The organism is Ruegeria sp. BHSC029, from assembly GCF_059613085.1.
The window spans coordinates 82,802-102,401 of the sequence record NZ_JBXWRU010000001.1; the positions used below are offsets into that span (position 1 = coordinate 82,802).

Genomic DNA, 19,600 nt, shown 5'->3' on the forward strand with positions numbered 1-19,600 from the left:
ATGTTGGATGAAACGGCTTTTGACCTGCGAAAGTACCTTCGGCGCAATTCGGCCTCGGTGACGGTGTGGATCGCACTGCTGGCTTTGATTCTGTTCGGGCTGATGCGCTATGACAACTTTGGCAGCGCCTACAACTTCTCGTCTTTCCTGAACTACAACGCGATGTTCATCGCGATTGCGCTGGGCATGTGCTTCGTGATCATGACCGGCGGGATTGATCTGTCGGTTGGATCCGTGGCGGCCTTTACGTCGGTCGTTGCGGCTTATCTCAGCCCATACGGGATTCAGGTTGCCCTGCCGGGGGCCGTGCTTGCCGGGATTGGTTTCGGAGCGATCAACGCCTTTTGCATCATCGTCCTTCGCATCCCGCCTTTCATTGCCACGCTGGCCACCATGCTGGCCGCAAAAGGCGGCGCATTGGTGATTTCGGGCACCCAGACAATTTCGGTCGATTGGGGGTCGAACTTCACCAAGCTTGGCATGGGGCAGGCGTTCGGCCTGTTTCCATGGGCAATCGTCATCGTGGCCGGACTGACGCTGGCACTTTGGCTGGTGCTGGAAAGAACAACCATCGGGCGGACCGTCTTGGCGATCGGTGGCAGCGAGGATGCCTCGAACCTCATGGGTCTGAAGGTGAACCGCGCCAAGGCTTTCGTCTACCTGCTTTCGGGTGGCTGTGCCGGGCTGGCTGGCGTCTTTCTGGCCTCGGGTTTTGGAGCAGGACAACCCCTTGAGGGCATCGGATGGGAATTGTCGGCCATCGCGTCCGTCGTTGTGGGCGGCACCTTGTTGACAGGTGGGATGGGGTCGATCCCTGCAACCGTGGCCGGAGCGCTTTTGCTGGGTCTGGTGTTCAACGTTCTGAACTTTGAAAACGGTCAGGGCACCATCAGTTTCAGCGCCTATTGGCAGATGGTTATACGTGGAGGCTTTCTTTTTGCGGTCATCCTTTTACAGTCTCGGGTTATTGCCAGGCAGCAGAAGGTCTTGGGTTCGTGAATCGCATAGAAAGTGTTTCAGCGCGGCTGTTCAACGTCCCGCTCGCCGAAGTCCTGGTCGATGCCAAACACGGGGATCACACGTTCTTTCAATTGATCACCGTCACCATTCAAACGACGGATGGGGTCGAGGGGGTTGGGTATACCTATACGGGCGGCAAGGGCGGTCATGCCATCTTGGCGATGATCCAGCATGACCTAGCGCCGTTCCTGGTTGGGCAAGACGCCGAACAGATCGAAAGCCTGTACGATGCCATGCAGTGGCACGTGCACTACGTTGCACGGGGAGGGATCGCCTCGTTCGCCATCTCCGCCGTGGATATTGCCCTTTGGGACATTCGTGGCAGAGCGCAGAATGCACCGCTGTGGCAAATGGCAGGCGGAGCATCCAAACGGTGCAAGGCCTACGCCGGCGGGATCGACCTGAATTTCTCGTTGGAGAAACTGCTGCGCCAGACCGAAGGCTACCTTGCGCGTGGGTTCAACGCGGTCAAGATCAAGGTTGGGCAACCGGATCTTGCCGACGATCTTGCACGTGCCCGGGCAGTGCGCGAGATGCTGGGGCCGGACCGGTTCTTCATGGTCGACGCGAATTACTCCATGAGCGTCGAGCAGGCCATCGAGGCCGCCCAGGGGTTCGCCGACTGCGATATCCTGTGGTTCGAGGAGCCGACAATTCCAGACGATTACAAAGGCTATGGCCGAATTGCCGAAGCCACGGGCGTTCCCCTTGCCATGGGTGAAAACCTGCACACGATTCACGAATTCGAGTATGCCTTCGATGACGCCAAGCTGAGTTTCATCCAGCCCGATGCCTCAAACTGTGGCGGCATTACCGGCTGGTTGCGCGTGGCCGCGCTAAGCGCCCAGCACGGCATTCCGGTTTGTAGCCATGGTATGCAGGAGCTGCACGTCAGCCTTGTTTCGGCGCAACCCAATTCGGGTTGGCTGGAAGTACACTCATTCCCGATAGACCAGTACACGACCCGTCCGCTTGTCGTGGAAGACTACCTGGCCGTGGCCCCGGATACGCCGGGGACCGGAGTGGAATTCGACTGGGACAAACTGAATGCGGAACACAGGGAGATGCATACATGACGACCCAGACGATCTCTGCGGCGTACTACAGGGGCAACAAGAGCTTTGCCGTGGAACAGGCCCAGGCGACGGCTCCGGGCGCTGGCGAGGCCGCCATTCGCGTTGCGTATTGCGGGATATGCGGGACGGATATGCACGTCTACCACGGCAACATGGATGCCCGTGTCGGCCTGAACCGGGTAATCGGGCACGAGATGTCCGGTGTCGTCGAAGCGGTGGGCGAGGGCGTCGATACGGTAAAACCCGGCCAAAAGGTCGTGGTCCGACCGCTGGATCACTGCGGCGAATGCCCGGCTTGCAAACGGGGGCATCAGCATATCTGCCAGAACCTCAAGTTTCTCGGCCTCGATACCGATGGTGCCATGCAAGAGATCTGGACCGTTCCGGCCCACACCTTGCACGTTCTACCGGATGACTTGCGCATGGATCACGCGGCGCTGATCGAGCCGGTCGCCGTTGCTTGCCACGATGTGCGGCTGTCTGGACTGCAACCTGGCGAGGACGTCGTCGTCATCGGCGGTGGCCCGATCGGCATCCTGGTTGCTATGGTTGCGCGGGACGCGGGCGGAAACGTCGTGATTTCCGAAGTGAATCCGAACCGTCTGGCGATCGCAGAAAAACTTGGCTTTGATACGATCAACCCAACCGAGACCGATCTGGTGTCCACAATCAACGCGCGCACGGGCGACAAAGGGGCGGATGTGGTTTTCGAGGTATCGGGAACGCAGCCCGGTGTTGATGCGATGACCGCCGTTGCCGCGACGCGGGCCCGGATCGTGATGGTCGCGATCCATGCTCAAAAGCCCCATATCGACCTGTTCCAATTCTTCTGGCGAGAGCTGCAACTGATCGGTGCTCGGGTCTATGAGCCGGAGGATTACGATAAGGCGATCGCAGTTGTCGCCTCGGGCGGAGTGGACGCGGATGTCGTGATCACTGACGTCAGCCCTCTGGCAGACATTCAGGCCGCGTTCGAAGCACTGGATCGCAGCCCAACCGCAATGAAAAGCCTGATCGAAGTAGGACCGCGTTCATGAGTGTTTTGCAAAGTTTCGACCTGACGGGGAAAACGGCCCTTGTGACCGGGTGCAAACGCGGCATCGGGCGCGGTATGGCCGAGGCATTGGCATCGGCCGGAGCTGATATCATCGGAGTGTCGGCCTCGCTTGAACTGTCCGGGTCAGAGGTCGAAAAAGCCGTCACGGCGATGGGGCGCAGTTTCCGGGCTTACCAATGCGACTTCTCGGACCGCTCCGCGTTGCATGGGTTCATTGATCAGTTGAGAGCCGACGGACAAACTCCTGATATCCTTGTCAACAATGCCGGTACGATCAAACGCAAACCTGCTGCCGAACATCCGGATGACTGGTGGGACGAAGTGATTGAGGTCAACCTGTCCTCGCAGTTTGTTCTGTCCCGCGAGATCGGCAAGGACATGCTGGCGCGCGGCTCGGGCAAGATCATCTTCACCGCATCGCTGCTGACGTTTCAGGGCGGCATCACCGTTCCCGGATATGCGGCCTCGAAAGGTGGTATCGGACAGCTGACGAAGGCCCTGGCCAATGAGTGGGCCGGGCAGGGTGTGAACGTGAATGCAATCGCCCCCGGCTACATCGCGACCGACAACACCCAAGCCCTGCAGGACGATCCGGTTCGGTCGAAGTCGATCCTGGAACGAACACCCCAGGGCCGTTGGGGTACGCCAGGTGATTTTGCTGGACCTGTAGTCTTTCTGGCTTCTGCAGCGTCGGACTACGTCAACGGTGAAATCCTTGTTGTCGACGGGGGCTGGATGGGGCGGTAGCACCGTCAACGCTCCATGTGACCCAAGGCCTCAAGTCCCGATGTAGTGCACCTTCAATCGTCGTGTCTTGGGTGCCTCGCGATGTTCGAACAGGTACAGGCTTTGTACGCGACCCAGCGGAAGCTGTCCCTGTTCGACCGGGATCGACACCTGCGTTTGCGTCAACAGCGCCCGCAGGTGCGATGGCGCGTTGTCGTCTTCGCTCGGGCGGTGGTGATACTTGCCTGGTGACTTGGGGACCAGTTCTTCGAAGAACCTCTCGATATCCTTAACCACCTCGGGATCGGCATTGGCCTGCACCAACAGCGCGGCACCGGTGTGGACGCACCAAAGGGTAAGCAGGCCCGAGACAAACTCATGTTCGGAAACCGCACGCTGAACCACCCCGCTGATGTCGGTCAGGGATTTGCCGGGCGTTTCAATGGACAATTCAAAAAACTCTTGCTTCATCCATCAGATCCTTTCCTTGATTTTGCGGGAGTGTGCCCAGCTTTCCGCGCCCCATTCGGCATTCAACTTGGAGGCTTAAGTATCTGATTTGTAACACTCTAGAGCTTTCATTCATGCAAACAGGCTTTTGAACTTGTCTATGCACAGACGAAACCCATCTTCGAAATTTCCGTTGCCGGGATGATAAACGCTTTCGAAGGAAATCACGCCTTCATAGCCGTCGGATCGGAGCGCGTCCGCGATGGGTTGGAACAGAGGCGCAAGCTGACCTTCCCCCATGCGGCGCACTTCCAGCGTTGCCCGCGGTGTATCGACCTTTACGTCCTTGATGTGAATGTGCCCCAGATAGCCGCCGCGCAGTTCTTCGTAACCGTCCGGGTATGCCAGTTCATGGCACCAGCAGTTGTTTCCGGGGTCCCAAAGAACTTTCAACGCATCCTTTGCATCCAACTCGTCGATCAGTTTGCGGGCGGTATAGTTCGAATTGACCAGCGTGCCGTTTCCGGTTTCCACGACAAGCGTCACGCCCTCAGCCCTGGCCAGTTCAACCGCCGGCGCGATCAGCGGTGGCATCGAGTCCCATACCCCATGCGCGACGTTCCACTTCTCGGCGCCGTTTTTTCCCCAGAGTATCTGCTCTTTTCGTTGGGTCATGATCCGAACCAGCGGAGACCCCACGACATGCGCCATGTCGATCACGCGTTTCAAGGCGTCCATGTGTCGGGTGTGCAGCTCGTCACCGGGCCTGTTGGCAGCTGTCATCCCCGCGAAGATATGGCGCGACAGACAGGACACAGGCTTGCCCCGGTCGCGCAAGAGCGCGTCGATCTCGGCAATTTCCTGCGGGGAATGGTCCCCGACCTCGGTGTCGCCTACGAACTGAAGTTCTGCATAGTCCAGACCGAATTCGTCCATCACGTCCACGGCATGCCGCAGATCGCGGGAAATGCCGTCGCAAATTACACCTAATTTCATGTCCGGCCCCCTCAGCGATGCAATTCTGCGCCAACGATCTCTTCGATGACGCGGGTACACACCCAGTTGTCGCCGTTCGGGTATTTGGTTTTTCCGGCGTGAAAGATCTGCATTGCGGACGAGGCGGTATGCATTGGAACGCCCAACGCACCGGCCAGGGCCAGAGAGATCGTCAGGTCCTTGTGCATGGTTGCGATGTGGCTGCCAGTAGCCTCGAACTTGCGATCAATGATGTTTTCAAGGGCGGTATTCACCACACCGCACCCCGCGCTAGAGGATGAGAACACGTCAAGCAATGCCTGACCGCTGACACCGGCTTTGGCCGCCAGGGCCGCAGCCTCGAATGTGGCGGAAAAGATCGATCCGATAAGGGATTGCAGGCAGGCTTTCACGGTTTGCCCGTCGCCGGCGTTTGCTCCGACCCGGTGAATGGTTGCCGACACTGCCTGCATGACTTCGGCATTTCGGTCCAGCACATCCGAAGCTCCGGCAGCCATCATCGTCAATGTGCCGTTCTGCGCGCCGGGAAACCCACCCGAAACCGGGGTGTCAATCAGGTGGATGCCCGAACCTTCCATGTCTTGCCCGATCGCGCTTGCTTCGGCCGGGGTAATGGTCGCCGACAGGATGACCGTTCCGCCTTCGGCCATGTTCGCAACCAGTCCGTCTTCACCCAGAATGACATCGCGGGCCTGATCTCCGTTCATCACCATGACAAACACGCTGGCGGCATGACGGCCGACCTGTCCCACGCTGTCCTTAGGCAGGCCGCCCATGTCGGTAAATGCCGTCATACGCGTCTCACTCAAGTCGAAACCAGATGTTTCAAAGCCATTCTTGATCAGGTTCTGGGCAAGGCCGCTGCCCATGTCGCCTAGACCGATTACGCCTGCAGTTTTCATTTGGACTCCTCCCGTTCTTCCGTCTTTGCCGTCTGGCAGACGTTTCGAAAATTGATGCCTCAAGGCATCGGTTTTCGCGGGAGTTTCACGCGTCTTGAACAGACGTCGGGCGAGTCCGGAAGACACCCCGCTGCCCGTTTACGTACCGTAAGTAAACGAACAATGGCGCGCTCAGGCAAGCAAAGAAGTGATACGGGTGGAAAGAAACCGCCTGATCCGACGCGTTACAAGAACGCCGCCATGATGCCGCGCAGTTCGGCCAACCCGCGCATTCGTCCGATCAGTGGATAGCCGGGAGTGCTGTGTCCGCCCAGATCGCCCAGCAGCTCTTGTCCGTGGTCGGGTCGCATCGGAATTTGCCAGTCGTCTCGCCCTTGGGATTTGCGGCGGCGTTGTTCGCCCATCAGCTCGCGAATGGTTCCGACCATGTCGGTGTCGCCCTCCAGATGCGCAGCCTCATAGAAATCCGGCTTCTGTCTGTCCGACCCCGCGATGCGTCGGGTATTCCGAAGATGGACAAAGTGAATCCGGTCGCCATGCCGGCGCACGAACTCCGGCCCATCGAATTCAGGGGAAACACCCAGCGATCCGGTACACAAGGTTGCGCCGTTCGCGGGCATATCAACCGCATCCAGTACGGCGCCGTAGTCCTCGGTACTGGACATGATCCTTGGAAGACCGAGCAACGAGAAGGGCGGATCATCGGGATGACAGCACAAGCGCAGCCCCAATTGTTGGGCGACCGGGGCGACCTCAGACAGGAAGTCGATGAGGTTTGCGCGCAGTCGGTCACGGTCTATCTCGGCATATGTCTGCAGCAAGGCGCGTACGTCCTCTACGCTCCACTGATCGTTGGCGCCGGGCAGCCCCGCGGTGACATTGTGCTGCAACTGGGCCTTGGAGACATCCGACATGCCTATGAAGCGATCCTTGGCCGCTTGCTGAACGGCTTTGGAGTAGTCTTCGGACGCGCCGGGACGTTCAAGAATATGTATGTCGAAAACTGCAAAATCGGTCAGGTCGAACAGCATGGCCGTTCCGCCATGCGGCTGCAGGGCGCGAAGGGCGGTGCGCGTCCAATCCAGGATCGGCATGAAGTTGTAGCAAACAACTTTGATGCCACGGGCGGACAGGGCCCTGAGGCTGGACTTGTACGCCTGCAGATGCTCGGCCATGTCCGCCGACTGGGTCTTGATCGCCTCTGAGACGGGCAGGCTTTCGACAACGTCCCAACTGTACCCGGCAGCAGCCAGAACTGCCTGCCGATCGGCGATGCTCGGTTCGTCCCAGGGCAGTCCCGGCGGGATGTGATGCAGCGCGGTGACGATACCCTGAACCCCGACCTGATGGAGATCGGCCAGAGCGATCGGATCCTCGGGTCCGAACCAACGCCAACATTGTTTCATGGCAGCCATCCTTCATACAGCGGGTGATCGGGCCTGATGGGAAGGGCAACGCGCTGCCCGGTGCGCGCAGCGTGATAAATCGCCGTCACAAGGCCGATGGACGCAGCGCCATCCTTCAGCGTAACGGCCGAATTTGCCTCGGACCGCAGCGCCTTGCCGACTTCGGTAAAAAATCCTTCGAAACCAGTTGGCTCGGCGGCGGAGGCCGCAAGAGCCTCGTCGACAGCGGCTTGATCTACGGGGTCCCGCGCGACGAAAGTCCAGGGCGTTTGACCCGGAGCATAAGGTTCGGTGCCAGAAGTGGCAGTCAAATTTTCAAAGACGAACCGCAGGCGGGTTTCGTCCGTGGCTGCGCCTAGTGTGATATTGCTTGTGCACAAAGCGCCGGAACTCATGCCGAAGCAGATCGCGGCGCAGTCTTCGGTCTCGATCGGGTTGACCCGCGTTGTGGTCATTGCAGAAACCCAGGCGATATCACCCGCGATATGAGTCAGCAGATCATGGTTGTGGATGGCATGGCCCAGAACCGCGCCGCCGCGTTCACCGGCCCATGTCCCCCGCCACGGTACCGCGTAATAGTCCGCCCCTCGGGACCAATGGGTTTCAAGCGCGGCAGTTTGGACCGCTCCGGTCAGGCCTGCGCGTTGAAGGTGGCGCAATTGGGCCAGTGACGGGCCCCACCGGTATTGAAAGACCGGAAACACCTGCTTGCCCGCGCTGCTTGCGGCTGCCGTGATCCGATCCACATCCTGCATCGAGGTCGCAAGAGGCTTCTCGCAAACAACGTGTTTTCCAGCAGCCAATGCTGCAAGCGTGGTCGGCACATGCAGATGGGGCGGCAGGCAGAGGTCGATGACATCAATCGTCGGATCATCCAGAGCGTCCTGAATGTTGGTCAATGCTCGAAAACCCGAGTTCTGCCGTATCTGTTCGATCCGGTCGATATTCTGGTCGACCACGGCGGCTACGCAAAAGGTGCGGTCAAGCCGTTCCAGAGCGTCCAGATGTTGCGCACCGATACCTGCGCCGAGGATCGCAACGTTGATCATCTGCGTTCCGCCATTTCCTGCGCGCGCAGTGCCAGTTCCATGACCGTAAAGCAGTGGGTCTGCGTCATTGCGGTTTCGGTCCGGTTGAGGATGTCATCGGCGAGGCGCGAAAAGTAGGGAAGGCCAGCGTCGGATGCGTCGATCTTTTGGCAGGTGTTACCATTGACGAGGATCAGATGATCTGTCCCCGGGGCTCCACCCACATCGACGTATTTCCGCAACTCGATGTATCCTTCGGTGCCTAGGATCGTCAGACGACCATCCCCCCAGTTTGGCAAGGCATCCGGCGTAAACCAGTCAACCCGGATGTACCCGGTTCCATTCTCGCTGCGCAGATTGATCTCGCCGAAATCCTGCAATCCGGGATCGCTCGGGTTTGCGTAGTTTGCCACATAAGCGTTTGTGATTTCGACGGTTTTCGAACCCGTGTAGTGCAGGAACTGATCAATCTGATGCGAGGCGATGTCGGTCAGAATGCCGCCGTAGCAGTCGCGCCGAAAAAACCATTCCGGCCGGGTCGCTCGGTTCAATCGGTGCGGGCCAAGTCCGACCGTCTGGACCACGCGCCCGATGGCACCGGCCTCGACCAGCTCGATGGCCCGGGTGCTGACGGGCGTTTCGAACCGCTCCGAGAAGTTCACCGACCAGATCCGACCGGTGTCTGCGACCGCTCTTTTGATCTGGTCGAGTTGTTCGAACGTCGTGCAGCCCGGCTTGTCGCTCATGACATCCATGCCGTTCTGCATCGCGCGGACCGCCAACGCGGCCCTGTCTGCCGGTATCGCTGAAATCAGCGCCAGATCCGCGCCGCAGGTCAGGGCGTCTTCCAGTTGGGCCAGCCGCGGAATATCGGGAAACCTTTTGACGTAGCCCGCCAGCGTCTCCGGATCGCCCTGTGTCCAATAGCCAATGCAGTCTACGCCGATTTTGCGCATGTTTTCCGTCATGCCGTAGATATGGCGGTGGTCGAGGCCAAGGGCGACGCAGGTCAGGCTCATGAGATGACTCGTGTTTTCTGGCCGGTTCGATTGGCGATCTGCATCGCGTCGATGACGGCGTGGGTCAAGAGGGCACTGCGTCCGGTGGCCATAGGTTGCGTTCCACTGGAAACGGCCTTGGCGAAGTCCTCGATGACCGCCTGGTGCCAGGCATGTGTGAACGCCATGGGATCGGCCCCTCCGCCTGTGGCGGCGGTTTCGCCGACCGTGGATTCCCGGCCGTCGAAAGTGGTCACGGTCAGGACACCTGACTCCAGATGCGCTTTGGCTAGGGTGCCTTGGATCGTGATGGACTCAGCAGACCCGGGATATTCGGCGGTAGTTGCCATCAACGTTCCCACCGCTCCGTTGTCCATTTCAAAGACTGCACCTGCCCAATCCTCGGCTTCGAGATCGTGTAGAGGAGTTTTTCTCATCACGGCCTGAATGTTCGAGATCGGCCCCAGCAGCCACATCGCGAGGTCAAGCGTGTGGATTGCCTGCGAGATCATGACGCCGCCTCCGTCACGTGTGTAAGTGCCGCGCCCTGGCTCGTCATAGTAACTCTGAGCACGCCACCAGGGGACACGGATCTCGACCGTGGCGATCGCGCCCAACTCACCCCGTTCAATGGCGGATTTCAGCGCCTGCGAGGCGGCGCGTGCGCGGTGCTGAAAGACGATGCCCAGCGGCACACCAGACACCTCGCACTGCTCGACAATGGCTTTCGCGGCGCCCAGTGTTCTTTCAATGGGCTTTTCCATCAGGATCGGTTTCGACGCGGTCGAAAGAATCCGTACCAACTCAGTGCGCTGATCGGGCGGGGTTGCGATGATCGCAAAGTCGACCTTTGGGTCGTTTGCGATTTTCTCGACCGAGACGAATGCGCGGGTCTCGTTTCGCCGAGCGAACTCAGCTGCCTTGTCAGGATTGCGCCCAAGGACTCCGGCAAGACCGAGGTCTTGATCCGATGCCCGAATGGCGGCGACATGCGTGCCGGAAACCATCCCCAAACCAATCAGCGCAATATTCATTCAATCCCCCGGATCACCCGGTCAGTCTGCGGGTTTGAACGGGAAAGATGCAACCATTAAAAACTGTGTTAACAATTGCGGGCAGCAGTATCGGAGGCAGAATTGACTGGCAATTTGAATGGGAGGGCAGAAGACCTGTACCTGGGCATCAAGGACCTGCCGATCGTGTCTCCGCATGGTCACTGCGATCCGGGGTGGTTTGCATCCGATGCGCCGTTTCCCAACCCGGCAGAGCTGTTGGTGGTTCCCGACCATTACGTGTTCCGTATGCTCTATTCGCAGGGCGTTCCCTTGTCGGAACTCGGCGTTGGGGAAGAGGGGCGAAAGAAGGATCCTCGCGCCGTTTTCCGCACATTTGCCGAACATTGGCATCTGTTTCTGGGAACGCCTTCCCGGATCTGGATGAACTACGTGCTGCATGAAACGCTGGGCGTGTCCGAGGAGTTGTCTTCTCGCACCGCAGATCTGATCTACGACAAGATCGCGGAAAAGTTGGCGCAACCCGATTTTCGCCCGAGGGCATTGTTCGACAGGTTCGGGATCGAGGTTCTGGCCACTACGGATTCGGCTCTCGACACTCTCACACAGCATCAGGAGATCCGTGCAAGCGGATGGGGCGGGCGGGTTGTTCCGACGTTCCGCCCGGACGGGGTTTTGGATGGGGCGGACCCGGAGTTCGTACAGAACCTGGACAAGTTGGCCGAGCTGACAGGCTGCGATCTGGACAGCTATGATGGTTATCTCAACGCACTGCGGATGCGGCGAGCTTATTTCATCCAACTGGGCTGTACCGCCACCGACCACGGTATCGAACGTGTACAGACCGAGTGGCTTGAGGACCCGGATGCGCTGTACCAGCGGCTGAGACGGCGGGAAGGGACCGAACAGGACGCCCGCCGTTTCTACGGGCATATGCTGATCGAAATGGCGCAGATGTCTGTCGATGATGGTCTGACCATGCAGATACATGCAGGCAGCAAGCGCAACACGAACCACGCGTTATTGCGGGATTTCGGACGGGACAAGGGGGCCGACATTCCAATCGCGATGGATTGGGTCACGGGCCTTGAGGCGCTGTTGAACCGGGTCGGAAACTCGGCGGAACTGCGCATCATTCTGTTCACACTGGACGAAGGCACCTATGCCCGTGAACTGGCACCAATGGCGGGACATTGGCCGTGCCTTCGGATCGGGCCGCCCTGGTGGTTCCATGACAGTCCGGCCGGGATTGCGCGGTATTTTGATCAGGTCGTTGAAACGGCCGGATATTACAATCTTGCCGGATTCAATGACGACACGCGGGCTTTCCTGTCCATTCCTGCACGACACGACCTCTGGCGGCGGGGCGTGGCGATTCATTTGGCCGAGCAGGTTGCGCGCTGTTACTTCGGTCGGGACAGTGCCGAGCATCTTGCACGGTTGCTGGCGGTCGATCTGGCGAAACAGGTTTATGGATTGCAAAGCTAGATGGGTACAATTCTTCACTTCGGCCTCGGAAACTTTGCCCGGGCGCATTTGCTGAACTACACCGATCAAGCGGGCGGATGGGACGTTGTCGGCGTCAGCCTGCGTTCATCCTCGGTTCGGGATGGATTGGCCCGGCAGGGTTTCGAGTACGATCTGTGCGTGCCGGGGCAGGGCGTCCGGCGCATTAAAGCTCTTCGCGACGTTCTGGTCGCGCCCGAGGGTCGTGCAGCGATTTTCGATGCGATGACGGATGCCGAGATCATCTCGGCGACCGTGACCGAGAAAGGTTATCATCTTGATGCCGCGGGCAAGCTGAACCTCCAGGACCCGGCGATTGCCGCCGATCTGGCAGGGCAGGGGCCCGCGACTCTGATCGGGTTTTTGGCTTTTGGCCTTGCGGAACGGCGCAAACCTGTGACGGTGCTAAGCTGCGACAATCGTACGGAAAATGGCAAAACGCTCGAGACGGCCGTTTCCGATTTCGCGAAAGCAGCCGGTCTGGACGTCAATTGGGACACCGTTCGCTTTCCCAACGCGATGGTCGACCGGATCACCCCGGCCACAACGGACTCTGTACGCGCAATCAGCGGCGATCCCATGGCCGTTCCGACCGAGGCGTTCTCTGAGTGGGTGATCGAAGACAATTTTGCCGGACCGCATCCGGATTGGCCGGGCGTGCAATTGGTCGATGACGTGGCCCCGCACGAGCTTCGAAAGCTGCGCATGTTGAACGGGGCCCATTCCCTGTTGGCTTATGCCGGGTTGGAGCGGGGCCTGACCTACGTCCACGAAGCGGTTCGAGACCCGGTTCTGCGCCCGCTAGTTTCCGAGTTGATGAAGGATGCGGGCGCAACGCTGCCCGCCGCGGTCCAAGCACAGGTTCCGGACTATGCCGAGGCTCTGTTGCGCCGCTTTGAAAACCCCGAGTTGGCGCACCGTCTGGACCAAATCGCGATGGATGGAAGCCAGAAGCTGCCCTATCGATTTGTTTCCACACTTCGTGAGACCGGCTCTCAGGCGGTGATCGCGGGGATGCGGGCCTGGGTCTCCTATTGCATGTCCGAGACCGCCAAAGGTCGGGCGCTGAACGATCCTTGCGCGTCGGAAATCGCTTTGGCTGCCAAGCAGCCAGATCCGCTAATGCCGCTTTTGCGTCTTGTCGGAGCCGAGGATCTCGCGCCGTTTATCCGGGAATGATCGCGCCGCGGAACTGAACAACGGTGGATGCCAGATTGTGTCCAGCCATCAGGGCCTCGGCCTGTGATTTCCCAGTCAGCAACGCCGCGAGGTACCCACCGTTGAAACTGTCGCCTGCCGCGGTCGTATCCAGCACGTTTTTGGCAGGCTCATAGGTTTGGTCAATGCTCTGACCAATGGACAGGGGGCCATTCTCTCCGCGCTTCAACGCGCCGATTCCGTGATGACCCGCAAAGCGCGCCGCCACCTGTTCGGCGCTTTCCCCGAAAAGTGCCATCTCGTCGTCGATGGATGGCAGGGCGATGTCCGCACGCCGCCAAAGGCGTTGGTTGATCTGCCGGGCGTGTTCAACGCTATCCCAAAGACGTGGACGAAAGTTGCTGTCATAGACCAACCGGACTGAAGCGCCGTCGAGCCAGTCCAGAAGCGCAAGCCTTACCGAATGCGGAAGAATGGCCACGGAAATCCCCGACAAGTACAGCACGTCATAGCCGTTCAACGAGCTAAAGTCGTGATTGGCAAAAAGCTGACGGGCGGCCGCTTCGCTGCGCCAATAGGTAAAGCTGCGTTCACCGTCCGCAGAGGTCGTGATCGCGTACAGGCCCGGAGAGGCGTTCGGAATGATGCGGATGCCGGATGTCCCGATGCCATGAGTGGCGATGAAGTCCGCGATGCGCCCCGAGAACGGGTCGTCGCCCAAACATGTCACATACTCCACCTGCAGGTCAGGCGCTGCGCGGTGCATGTAGATGGCCGTGTTCAACGTATCCCCCGCGACACCCACCTTCGCGCCGGTTTCCAGCATGGACAATTCAATCATTGCTTCGCCGATGCAGGCAATTCGCGTCATTTCTTTTCTCTTTTCCAGATGATGAGACCGGCGGCCATGATCAGCGCAGCCCCTGCCAACGTGAATGCGTCCGGTACCGTGTCAAAGAACAGATAGCCCCAGATCGCAACATAGATCAGGAACGAATAGGTAAATGGCATCAGCTGGTTCGCCGTTCCGAACCGATGCGCGTTCGTCAGCAGTTGATGCCCGCACCATCCAAAGACGCCAAGACTGATCAGGACGATCAGGCTCCAGGTGTTTTCCGGTTGGATCCAAAACCAGATGGCGAAGGGCAGCAGGACCACCGTCCCGGTAAGCCCGAGGTAGAATTGCATGGTGTCCACGGCAACAACCCCCGACAGCCTGCGCGTCATGATCGAGTACAAGGCCAACGCGGTGGCATTGTAGACGATCAGCAGCATGGTCAGATGAAAGGCCGAACCAAACGGCCGCACGACAACCAACACCCCTAGGAAGCCGAGGATGATGGCCGTCCAACGCCATGGGCCCACGCTTTCTTTCAACACAAAGACGGACAGAAAACACACAATGACCGGGCTGGAAAACATGATTGCCGACACGACGGTCAGCGGCAAAAACCGCAGGGCATAAAAATTGAAAACGGTCGCCGAAATCAGCAGCAAGGCCCGGCTTATCACCTGCCAAGGGTGGTCCGTCTTGAACCGGCTGGCCTCGATCCCGCCCTTGGCGATCACGCCCACTGAGATCACGAAGTGCCCTGCATAACGCATGAACGCCAACTGAAATGCCGGCACGCCGGCCAACGCCAACCATTTGGCCCCAAGGTCCACCAGCGAAAAGAACAGCCACGCCGTCAGCATCAGCACGATGCCGAGGCGCGGCAGATCCGCAGTGGGGTTGGCGGTGACGGCCATCGATCAGGTGTTGAAACGTCTGACGTAGTAGTCAACCATCTGGCTGACCATGTCATCCGCCTGACCGTGGTCGCGCGCGTCGTTCAGCGCGGAAAGCGCACCCTGCGACATCACGCTGGTTACGCCGGCGTCGCGCGCCATTCGCTCATAATACCCAAGGTCTTTTGCCGCGTTCTTGATGGCAAAAGCCAGCTGGTTTGGATCATTCTCGACACCGTAGGCTTTGACGAAATCCATCATTCCGGAATGCAGCGGCCCCGCGGCCATAACGTCATACAGCTGCTTGCGGTTAACGCCGGTGATGTCAGCCATGGCAAAGGCTTCGGCCATCGCGTTCGCGACCGTCATGCCGAAGAAGTTGTTGATCAGCTTGATCGTATGTCCCGATCCGACAGGGCCCAGGTAGAAGACGTTTTCGCCCAGATCCTTCAGTGTCGGCTCGGCCTTGTCGAAGGCAGCCTTGTCGCCGGACGTCATGATGTTGAGCTTGCCTTCCAGCGCATGCGACGGCGTCCGGCCAAGTGGCGCGTCAAGGTAGCTTCCGCCGGCTGCGGCAACCTCCTCGGCCAGGGCGCGTGTACTGCCCGGAAGCGAGGTGCCAAAGTCGATGACGATCGCCCCGGGCTTCAGTCCCGCGATCACTCCATCAGCACCGCGCATACGGCCCTCGACCTGCTCAGACGTTCCCATGCACAGCATCACGATGTCGCTGGCCTGAGCCAACTCCCGCGCGTTTTGCGCCTCGCGGGCGCCCCGGTCAATCGCGGCATCCAGATGTGTGCGGTCGCGGTTTCCCAACACCGTGACCGAGTATCCCTGGTCCAACAGCCGGCTCACCATGGCTCCGCCCATGAGTCCAAGGCCGATAAACCCAATTGATGGTTTGCTCATTGGTTTCCCTTTCCGTGAATAAGTCTGGTTATCATTCTTGTGTCTGTCGCGGGCGGATTTGCAGTCTGATTGCTCATATTGCCCGGGGAATAGTCATTGGTCTTTTGAATGGTCCGAAATTTTGCTCTGCCGCGTCTCAGTCAGGCCGGCGCCCGCGCTCGAGCGGTTCGCGCCTTCAGCTCCTGTTCGATGCGTGATGTGACTTCGAGCGTCCGGGCTGCATCCCCGACGTCGATCAAAGGTGGGGCGCCATCGATCACGTCAAGGAAGTGATCCAGTTGCGCCTCCAGCGGTGTGCGTGTCTGGTCCGGCCTTGGAAGTTGGTCTTTTTGGGCTGCAGTGCCCCAATCCTGTCCGCGCCACAGGGTCATGGATGGAAAACTGAAGGCGCCCCTGGTTCCCGTGATCCACATCATGTCCTGGCGGGTCGTGCCGATGTTCGGATTTTCGCCGGTTCCGGCTTCAAACCCCCAAGGGCTGGGCGCGGTGTCGGCAAAGCTGATGGTACCCGTCGCGCCGTTTTCGAATGCGATCGCGACAGCGCCGCTTTCGATCCGATCCGATCCGCGGATTGACGCGCCGGGCAGGGCGACAACCTCCGAGATTTCTCCGATCACAAAGCGCAGGACATCGATATCGTGCACGAGATTGATCATCACCGGGCTGCCATCGGAAGTCCGCCAGTTCTGTTCAAAATAGCTGTCGGGTTTACGCATGGCCCACAGCAACGAGACGTTGATGACTTGTCCGATCGTACCTTGCGCGATCACCTCCTTCAGGTGCTGCAAGGTTGTGTGGTACCGCCTATGGTGGCCGACCAGGCTGCGGACATTGGCCTCGCTAACGGCCGTCTTAAGGCGCAGGGCATCATCGACCGACGCGGCAACCGGCTTTTCGATCAGCATATTCCAACCGCGGGATGCGGCCAGAATGCCATGTTCGGCATGCAGGCGGGTCGGCGTCGCGATGATGACACCATCCACTGTGTCCTGCACCTCGTCCATACTGGCAAAACGCGGCGCGTCGATCTGGATTGAGCCATCCGGATCGGCCAACCCGACCAACGTGCAGCCGGGATGCTCAATGACGGCGCGGACGTGGCGGATACCGATCAATCCGCCGCCGGCTACGAGGATATGTTTCACATCACCGCTCCGATTTGCCAGGGAACGAATTCGTAATCACCCAAGCCCTGTGCCTCGGACTTGGTTCGCGCGCCGGAGGCGACTTGGAGCAGCCGTAGGTATATCTCCTGTCCTTTTTCTTCGACGCTGACGCCTTTGGTCAGAATGTCGCCCGCGTCCACGTCCATGTCTTCGGGCATACGCGCCGCCAATTCGGAATTGGTGGCGATTTTCAGTGTTGGTGCCGGTTTGGACCCAAAGGCCGACCCGCGCCCCGTGGTAAAACACACAAGGTTGCACCCGGCCGCGATCTGGCCGGTCACCGAGGCCGGGTCGTATCCGGGGCTGTCCATGAAGGTGAAGCCTTTGGCGGTGATGGGTTCGGCGTATTTGAATACACCGGTCAAAGGGGTGGTTCCGCCCTTCGCCGCAGCCCCCAGCGATTTCTCGAGGATGGTCGTCAGACCCCCTTGCTTGTTGCCGGGGCTGGGGTTGTTGTCCATCGAACCGTGATTGCGAGCGGTGTAGTCCTGCCACCAATCGATCAGTCCGATCAGTTTTTCCCCAGTTGCGCGGTCAAGGGCACGGCGGGTCAAAAGATGTTCGGCTCCGTAGATTTCGGGCGTCTCCGCGAGGACACCCGTGCCATCTTGAGCGACCAACAGGTCGCAGGCATGTCCGAGCGCCGGGTTCGCCGTCACACCGGACCAAGCGTCCGATCCACCACATTGCAGCGCAACCATCAGTTCAGACGCCGGGGCTTCTCTGCGCTTTGCCTCATTGGCAATGGGCAGCATCTGGTTGATCTTGCTGATGCCCATTTCCACGGTCCGACGCAACCCGGCAACGTTTTGGATGTTCATCGTCTGGAAGGTTGGACTCTGCTTCAACCCATATGCGTCCAGCAGCCAGTCGATCTGGTTCATTTCGCAGCCCAGACCGACCATCAGAACGGCAGCGTGGTTGGGATGTTTTGCAAACCCCCACATGACCCGTTGAAGAGCTTCGAAACCGTCGCCGGAATCTGCCATTCCGCAGCCCGTTCCGTGGACAAAGGCCACCACGCCGTCGACATTCGGATACGCGGCAAGCTTGTCCGGCGTGAAGTGGTTAGCGATCATGCGGGCCGCGGTAGCAGAACAGTTCACGGTGGTCAGAACCGCAATGTAATTGCGCGTGCCGACCCGACCGCTGTCCCGATGGTAGCCCATGAACGTATCGACCGAGGTGGCGGGTCTCATAGGCCTGTGATCCGTCGCAAACTCATAGTCCACGCTGGTGTTTCGGAACTCGACATTATGGGTGTGTACATGATCGCCGGGGTGGATCGGTTGGGTGGCGTAACCAATGATCTGGGCGTATTTTCTGACCGGATCGCCGGGTGCAAGGGTCGCCGTGGCGACCTTGTGGCCCGATGGGATGCGCGCATTGGTCGTGACGCCTTCGACCACACTGCCGGCCTCCAGCAGCCGAGTTGCAACCACCACGCTATCCGTTCGATCTAAACGTACAAAAGTCATAATCAGCTTTCCTGGCGGCTGCAGCTAGGCGCAGAACGGCGAGTCCGATGTCCACCGGTGAATATCTATATGCGGCTGTCCAGACAGCTTTGCTCGCGCCGCCTCCCAATTGGATTTGCAGACACGCCAATCCCGCAGCTCGGTTTCGGGGCGCGATCTGGATCTTGCGATGAAGCTGGGGAAATGGTCTCGACCGGTGGGTTGGCCTGCCGCACTGAAGCGGATGTCGAACGACCAGCGGAACCGGTCCGTTTCGTTGACCAGCGACGCATGTGGCGTCAGCGGGTGAAACAGGATGACCCCGCCCGCCTTGACGGGCAAGGGCACGGCTCGGTCTTCGTCAATAAACCCGTCGGCAATGCCTGTCTGCGTGCGCGCGCAATGCGGCAGGATGGATTGGTCCTGTGCCTTTGGCAGCACTTGCAGGCAGCCGTTCTCGATCGTTGCATCGTTGACGGCAATCCAGACAGTGACCATGTCGGTTTGGTCCGCATCCTCCAACGCAACTGCCCGGTCCTGATGCCAGTCTGTTGCGGTGATATGCGCGCGCACCTCATCCTTGGACAGCTTGAGGGCGGGGGGCTTCAGCCGAACGTGCTGGATCGGATTGCTGACCAACTCTGGCCCGATCAACTGCTCGACGATGTCAAGCATGGGCTGGGCCGTCAGCAAGTCGAACACTGCGGGTCCTATATGGAACGGTGTGTCAGCCATGATCCGGTCGCCGGGCAATGAGATGTCCAGCGGCTGGAAATAGTCGCAACCGGCCTGATAAGCGGACAGAAGTTTGTCCCAGAATGACATCCCGGATGGTTCGTCCTTGACCAGCCCTTTTTCGTACCAACCGTCAAAGAGCCGGTTCAGGACATCCGAGTATTCGGCTTGCACCCGATCAAGGACGTCACCGGGAATTACATCCTCGACCACGAGGTATCCGTCCGTCTGGAACTTGCCAATCTGATCTTGTGTCAGCATGGGTG

The 19,600-nt window shown here is 59.4% G+C and carries 18 protein-coding genes and 1 pseudogene; 6 read left to right on the forward strand and 13 right to left on the reverse strand.

The window, feature by feature from the left end; translation table 11 throughout:
• The 4 genes from AC2FML_RS00370 to AC2FML_RS00385 are packed head-to-tail and all read left to right on the forward strand — an operon-like array spanning position 1 to position 3,900.
• Positions 1 to 999: an ABC transporter permease gene (locus AC2FML_RS00370; protein ID WP_496781497.1), complete on the forward strand. Its 999-nt coding sequence runs from the start codon at positions 1 to 3 to the stop codon at positions 997 to 999.
• Positions 996 to 2,096: a mandelate racemase/muconate lactonizing enzyme family protein gene (locus AC2FML_RS00375; RefSeq protein WP_170441766.1), complete on the forward strand. Its 1,101-nt coding sequence runs from the start codon at positions 996 to 998 to the stop codon at positions 2,094 to 2,096. Before AC2FML_RS00370 ends, AC2FML_RS00375 begins: the two co-directional genes overlap by 4 nt.
• On the forward strand, positions 2,093 to 3,133 hold the full coding sequence (locus AC2FML_RS00380; RefSeq protein WP_170442265.1) for a zinc-dependent alcohol dehydrogenase: 1,041 nt from the start codon (positions 2,093 to 2,095) through the stop codon (positions 3,131 to 3,133). The genes AC2FML_RS00375 and AC2FML_RS00380 overlap by 4 nt, the downstream gene beginning before the upstream one ends.
• Positions 3,130 to 3,900 carry an SDR family oxidoreductase gene (locus AC2FML_RS00385; protein ID WP_093961700.1) on the forward strand — a complete coding sequence of 257 codons (771 nt, stop codon included), beginning with the start codon at positions 3,130 to 3,132 and terminating at the stop codon, positions 3,898 to 3,900. Before AC2FML_RS00380 ends, AC2FML_RS00385 begins: the two co-directional genes overlap by 4 nt.
• Before the next feature lie 30 nt (positions 3,901 to 3,930).
• Here AC2FML_RS00385 and AC2FML_RS00390 read toward each other — a convergent pair whose 3' ends face one another.
• The 7 genes from AC2FML_RS00390 to AC2FML_RS00420 form a co-directional block, all read right to left on the reverse strand.
• Positions 3,931 to 4,350, reverse strand: coding sequence for a secondary thiamine-phosphate synthase enzyme YjbQ (locus AC2FML_RS00390; protein ID WP_170403924.1), 420 nt, complete (start codon positions 4,348 to 4,350; stop codon positions 3,931 to 3,933).
• 111 nt (positions 4,351 to 4,461) lie between these two features.
• Complete coding sequence (locus tag AC2FML_RS00395) at positions 4,462 to 5,325, reverse strand: sugar phosphate isomerase/epimerase family protein (RefSeq protein WP_170357457.1); 864 nt, start codon at positions 5,323 to 5,325, stop codon at positions 4,462 to 4,464.
• An 11-nt stretch (positions 5,326 to 5,336) separates the two neighbouring features.
• Positions 5,337 to 6,227 (reverse strand): NAD(P)-dependent oxidoreductase, encoded by an 891-nt coding sequence (locus tag AC2FML_RS00400; protein WP_496781499.1) that lies wholly within the window; start codon positions 6,225 to 6,227, stop codon positions 5,337 to 5,339.
• A gap of 224 nt (positions 6,228 to 6,451) precedes the next feature.
• On the reverse strand, positions 6,452 to 7,633 hold the full coding sequence (gene uxuA, locus AC2FML_RS00405) for a mannonate dehydratase (RefSeq protein WP_496781500.1): 1,182 nt from the start codon (positions 7,631 to 7,633) through the stop codon (positions 6,452 to 6,454).
• Positions 7,630 to 8,682, reverse strand: a complete 1,053-nt coding sequence (locus AC2FML_RS00410; RefSeq protein ID WP_496781501.1) for a Gfo/Idh/MocA family protein — start codon at positions 8,680 to 8,682, stop codon at positions 7,630 to 7,632. The genes uxuA and AC2FML_RS00410 overlap by 4 nt, the downstream gene beginning before the upstream one ends.
• Positions 8,679 to 9,680, reverse strand: coding sequence for a Gfo/Idh/MocA family protein (locus AC2FML_RS00415; protein WP_496781503.1), 1,002 nt, complete (start codon positions 9,678 to 9,680; stop codon positions 8,679 to 8,681). The genes AC2FML_RS00410 and AC2FML_RS00415 overlap by 4 nt, the downstream gene beginning before the upstream one ends.
• Positions 9,677 to 10,693 carry a Gfo/Idh/MocA family protein gene (locus AC2FML_RS00420; RefSeq protein ID WP_496781505.1) on the reverse strand — a complete coding sequence of 339 codons (1,017 nt, stop codon included), beginning with the start codon at positions 10,691 to 10,693 and terminating at the stop codon, positions 9,677 to 9,679. The genes AC2FML_RS00415 and AC2FML_RS00420 overlap by 4 nt, the downstream gene beginning before the upstream one ends.
• 102 nt (positions 10,694 to 10,795) lie before the next feature.
• Here AC2FML_RS00420 and uxaC point away from each other — a divergent pair, with 102 nt between their 5' ends.
• Positions 10,796 to 12,160 carry a glucuronate isomerase gene (uxaC, locus tag AC2FML_RS00425; RefSeq protein ID WP_496781506.1) on the forward strand — a complete coding sequence of 455 codons (1,365 nt, stop codon included), beginning with the start codon at positions 10,796 to 10,798 and terminating at the stop codon, positions 12,158 to 12,160.
• A complete protein-coding gene (locus tag AC2FML_RS00430; RefSeq protein ID WP_496781508.1) occupies positions 12,161 to 13,357 on the forward strand; it encodes a mannitol dehydrogenase family protein in 1,197 nt (398 codons plus the stop codon).
• Here the strand turns inward: AC2FML_RS00430 and AC2FML_RS00435 are convergent.
• From AC2FML_RS00435 to AC2FML_RS00460, 6 genes and pseudogenes are all read right to left on the reverse strand, one after another.
• Complete coding sequence (locus AC2FML_RS00435; protein WP_496734648.1) at positions 13,344 to 14,207, reverse strand: sugar kinase; 864 nt, start codon at positions 14,205 to 14,207, stop codon at positions 13,344 to 13,346. The two genes, AC2FML_RS00430 and AC2FML_RS00435, sit on opposite strands and share 14 nt — an antisense overlap.
• Positions 14,204 to 15,085, reverse strand: coding sequence for a DMT family transporter (locus AC2FML_RS00440; RefSeq protein ID WP_170441806.1), 882 nt, complete (start codon positions 15,083 to 15,085; stop codon positions 14,204 to 14,206). The genes AC2FML_RS00435 and AC2FML_RS00440 overlap by 4 nt, the downstream gene beginning before the upstream one ends.
• Before the next feature lie 3 nt (positions 15,086 to 15,088).
• A pseudogene (locus tag AC2FML_RS00445) lies at positions 15,089 to 15,991 on the reverse strand (NAD(P)-dependent oxidoreductase); the annotation flags it as partial.
• A gap of 125 nt (positions 15,992 to 16,116) precedes the next feature.
• The gene (locus AC2FML_RS00450) at positions 16,117 to 17,121 is read right to left on the reverse strand and encodes a Gfo/Idh/MocA family protein (RefSeq protein WP_496781510.1); all 1,005 of its coding nucleotides are present in this window, start codon (positions 17,119 to 17,121) and stop codon (positions 16,117 to 16,119) included.
• On the reverse strand, positions 17,118 to 18,620 hold the full coding sequence (locus AC2FML_RS00455; protein WP_496781512.1) for a UxaA family hydrolase: 1,503 nt from the start codon (positions 18,618 to 18,620) through the stop codon (positions 17,118 to 17,120). Before AC2FML_RS00455 ends, AC2FML_RS00450 begins: the two co-directional genes overlap by 4 nt.
• Before the next feature lie 24 nt (positions 18,621 to 18,644).
• Positions 18,645 to 19,595, reverse strand: a complete 951-nt coding sequence (locus AC2FML_RS00460; protein ID WP_496737223.1) for a phytanoyl-CoA dioxygenase family protein — start codon at positions 19,593 to 19,595, stop codon at positions 18,645 to 18,647.
• Positions 19,596 to 19,600: the final 5 nt, after the last annotated feature.